Raw genomic sequence first — 4130 nt, forward strand, 5'->3', positions numbered from 1 at the left:
CCTCCCCATCCTCCCCATCCCCCCTACAGTACGCTCTCCGAGGCCAGGACGGGTTAGGGGCGAAAGGAGCGGTATTTTACGGGGATGCGTCGGTTTTCGAGCAAAATCCAGTTGTGTTAGAGGTATCGTTACCAAATGGTTCTTGGCAGTTGGCAGCAATTCCTACAGGCGGGTGGCCGAGGAAATCTCCTAGCTCTGAATGGCTGAGACTTGGGGGGGGAGCTTTGGCTGTACTGACGGGGATTTTGGTGTTTGTGCTGGTACAAGCTCCGGCGCGATCGCGAGAAGCAGTGGAACGGGCAACAGTAGCTCTGCTGTTGGCGAACGAGCAACTGCAAGCGATTTTGGAAGCGGTACCGGGAATGGTTTCTTGGATTAGCTCAGATTTGCACTATCTAGGCGTGAACCGGCATTTAGCGACGGCGTGCAAATTATCTCCAGAGGATTTTCAGGGTAAGGAAATTGGCTTTCTCAATGGCAATAATGAGTTTACAGAGTTAGTGCGCCAGTTTTTTACTAGGAGCGATCGCGAAGCTGTTTCTGAAGTCAGGTTAGAAGCTAATGGTATTACTCGTATTTATTTAATTGTTGCTCAAAAATACGACCGAGACAGAGCCGCATTTACTGTTGGGATTGACATCACTGAGCGCAAAATGGCTGAAGAACAGTTGCGTGCTTCCGAAGCCGAACTCAAAGCGTTGTTTGCGGCGATGACTGATATCATTACTGTGCGCGATCGCTTAGGCCGTTGTCTCAAAATTGCCTCCACGAATCCTTCTCTACTTTACCAACCAGCCTCGGAACTTCTCGGTCAAACTCTACACCAAGTCTTAGATCGGGAAACGGCGGACACATTTCTAGGCTACATTCACCATGCCCTAGAAATTCAGCAAACTCTCCAATTCGAGTATAGCTTGCCGATTGACAATGCGGATATGTGGTTTGCAGTCACAGTTTCGCCAATACTAAATGATTCGGTACTCTTAGTCGCGCGAGATGTAACTAAGTACAAGCGAACAGAAGAAGCTCTACGCCAAGCTGAAGAGAAATATCGTAGCATCTTTGAAAATGCCGTTGAAGGCATTTTCCAAACTCTCCCTAACGGGCGCTACATCAGCGCCAATCCTGCTTTAGCACGGATATATGGCTACAATGACGCTGCGGAATTGATCGACAAACTCACCGCCAACGCTCAACTTTACGTTGACCCAAATCGCCGTGCTGAGTTTACGGGTCAGATGCAATTGTACGACCGAGTTTCTAAGTTTGAGTCTCAAGTTTACCGCTCTGATGGTCAACCGATTTGGGTTTCCGAAAGTGCCCGCGCTGTCAGGGGGAAGAACGGCGAACTACTATATTACGAAGGCATTGTCGAAGACATCACCGAACGCAAGCGGGTAGAAGACAAACTGCTGCACAATGCTTTTCATGACGCTTTGACTGGTTTGCCCAATCGCTTGATGTTTATGGAGCGCGTCAGTCTGGCGATCAAACTAGCTAAGAAACAGTCAGACTATCGGTTTGCAGTGCTGTTTTTGGATCTCGATCGCTTCAAGGTAATCAATGATAGTCTCGGTCACATGGTGGGCGACCAACTGCTAATAGCTTTTGCTCAGCGGTTACAGGGTGTGGTGTTGGAAAGTCAACAGCTAGAAAATGACGAGCAAGCAGTAGCTATTGATGCTTCTAGTGCTTCTAGTGCTTCTAGTGCGATCGCTGGAGCATCTTTCACCATTGCGCGGCTGGGAGGAGACGAGTTTACAATCTTAGTTGAGGGTATCCACGATGTCAGCGGCGCGACGGAGGTAGCCGATCGCATTCACAAACAATTGAGTTTGCCTTTTAACCTCAACGGACTAGAAATCTTTACCACCACTAGCATTGGTATTGTGCTCAATTGGGATTTGGGAGAGATCAAGGGGGGAGCGCAAACTCTACAACTCTGGACAGGCGGAGGAACACAGTCCTTACAATGTAAAACCGATCAACATTGTGAGGATGTATGTAATTTCTCCCCCATTCGCCATTCTCAATTGCCAATTCGCCATTCCGCAGAGGATTTGCTGCGGGATGCTGATATTGCTATGTACCAGGCTAAAGCAAGGGGTAAGGCTCGTTCTGCTGTCTTCGATCAGGCCATGTATGCTGGTGCTGTGGCGCGGTTGCAGTTGGAGAATGATTTGCGGCGGGCAATTTCTGCCCAAGAGTTTCAAGTTTATTACCAGCCGATAGTGTGTTTGGCAAACGGTAGGATTAGTGGTTTTGAAGCACTGGTGCGCTGGCAACACCCCCATCGCGGGCTGGTTTCGCCTTCGTCGTTTATACCGCTTGCGGAAGAAACGGGTTTAATTATTCCTTTGGGAAGTTGGGTTTTGTGGGAAGCCACGCGCCAAATGCGGGCTTGGCAGTTACAGTTTCAGTCCAATCCGCCAATAGCGATTAGTGTGAATTTGTCTGGTCAACAGTTTTCGCAGCCTGATTTGATTGATAAATTTAAGCAAATTTTGCAGGAGACTGGGTTGGAGGGAAGTAGTTTGAAGTTGGAGATTACTGAAACTGTGATTACGGAGGGGGCGGGCAATGCTAGGACAATCCTCAAGCGGTTGAGGGATTTGAATATTCAATTGTGTATTGATGATTTTGGTACGGGTTATTCGTCTTTGAGCCGCTTACATCATTTTCCGATTAATACTTTGAAGATCGATCGCTCTTTTGTTAGTAGGATGGGGAAGACTGGGCGAGCTCGCGGTAGCAGTGGCCTTGGGGAGATCGTGCAGACGATTGTAATGCTTGCTCACAATTTGGGGATGGATGCGATCGCGGAAGGTGTGGAAACTGCCGAACAATTAGCCCAGTTAAAATTATATAATTGCGAATACGGTCAAGGATACTTTTTCTCTAAGCCATTGACAAGTATTGCTGCAACGGCGATGTTAGCTGCTCAAGATTATAATATTAATTAATTGTTTGTAACGCCGCCCTCTGGGCGGCGTTACAAAAATGAACGAATTTTAGACTGCTCGATTTCGCGACCAATAAACACCAACTTTGTCTCCCGCCGTTCTGAAGTTTGCCAAGGACGATCATAAAAATATTCTATACGGGAACCTACTCCTTGCAGCACTAAACGCATCGACTTTTTGGGAACAGCAACAAAACCTTTAATGCGGTAAATTTCTTGTTCTTGCACTAATTTTTGTAGTTTTTCCACCAAACTTTGAGGCTCAAATTCCTGCTCGGCAATAAAGTACACTGAATTAATTTCATCATCATGATCGTGTTCTTCCTCTGTATCATGGTGACTAGGACGAGCATCTAAGTTATCCTCAACAGCCGCATTAAATCCCAGCAGAACATCGGGATTAATTTGACCACCATGACAATGTACTATTTTAACACTTTTCTGCACCTGTTGTTTTAACCAATCTTCGACTTTAATTTGGGTTTGAGAGTCAACACAATCTACTTTGGTTAATAGCACCAAATCAGCACAGGCTAATTGGTCTTCAAAAAGTTCTTCTATCGGTGTTTCGTGGTCTAAATTAGGGTCAGCTTGACGCTGAGCTTCTAATGCGTCGAGATCGCCGACAAGAGTGCCATTTGCTATAGCTTCGCAGTCTACAACTGCAACTACGCCATCTACTGTCGCCCCAGTGCGAATTTCTGGCCATCGAAAAGCTTGAATTAAGGGTTTAGGAAGTGCTAAACCAGAGGTTTCGATTAAGATACAATCAATCTGCTCTCGCCGTTGCAATAATTGCTGCATTGTGGGTAGAAATTCTTCTTGAACTGTGCAGCAAAGGCAACCGTTTGTAAGTTCGACAATGTTGGTATTAGCATTGGCATTTGGTGCATCTTCTTCATCGCAAACTTGGCAGGAACGCAATAGTTCTCCATCAATTCCGATTTCGCCAAATTCATTAACAATCACGGCAATTCTCCGCCCTTGATTGTTTTGCAACAAGTTACGAATTGTGGTAGTTTTGCCGCTGCCGAGAAAGCCTGTGATTACAGTAACGGGAATTTTTGCGCTCATGGAAAGTCTGGTAATTTTTACTATTTTTGATTGTTTTGGGCTGATACGTAATCTTCCATAACGCCGCCCTCTGGGCGGTAATTCAACCGCCCAG

The 4130-nt window shown here is 46.3% G+C and carries 2 protein-coding genes; one reads left to right on the forward strand and one right to left on the reverse strand.

The features are described 5' to 3' along the window. Positions 1-113: 113 nt before the first annotated feature. Complete coding sequence (locus PN499_RS11520; protein WP_272032013.1) at positions 114-2963, forward strand: sensor domain-containing protein; 2850 nt, start codon at positions 114-116, stop codon at positions 2961-2963. Positions 2964-2992: 29 nt separating this feature from the next. Here the strand turns inward: PN499_RS11520 and cobW are convergent, their stop codons facing one another. Beyond that, complete coding sequence (gene cobW / locus PN499_RS11525; protein ID WP_272032014.1) at positions 2993-4036, reverse strand: cobalamin biosynthesis protein CobW; 1044 nt, start codon at positions 4034-4036, stop codon at positions 2993-2995. Between the last annotated feature and the right edge of the window lie 94 nt (positions 4037-4130).

This window comes from Kamptonema animale CS-326, assembly GCF_028330895.1.
Classification (GTDB): Bacteria; Cyanobacteriota; Cyanobacteriia; order Cyanobacteriales; family Microcoleaceae; genus Kamptonema; species Kamptonema formosum.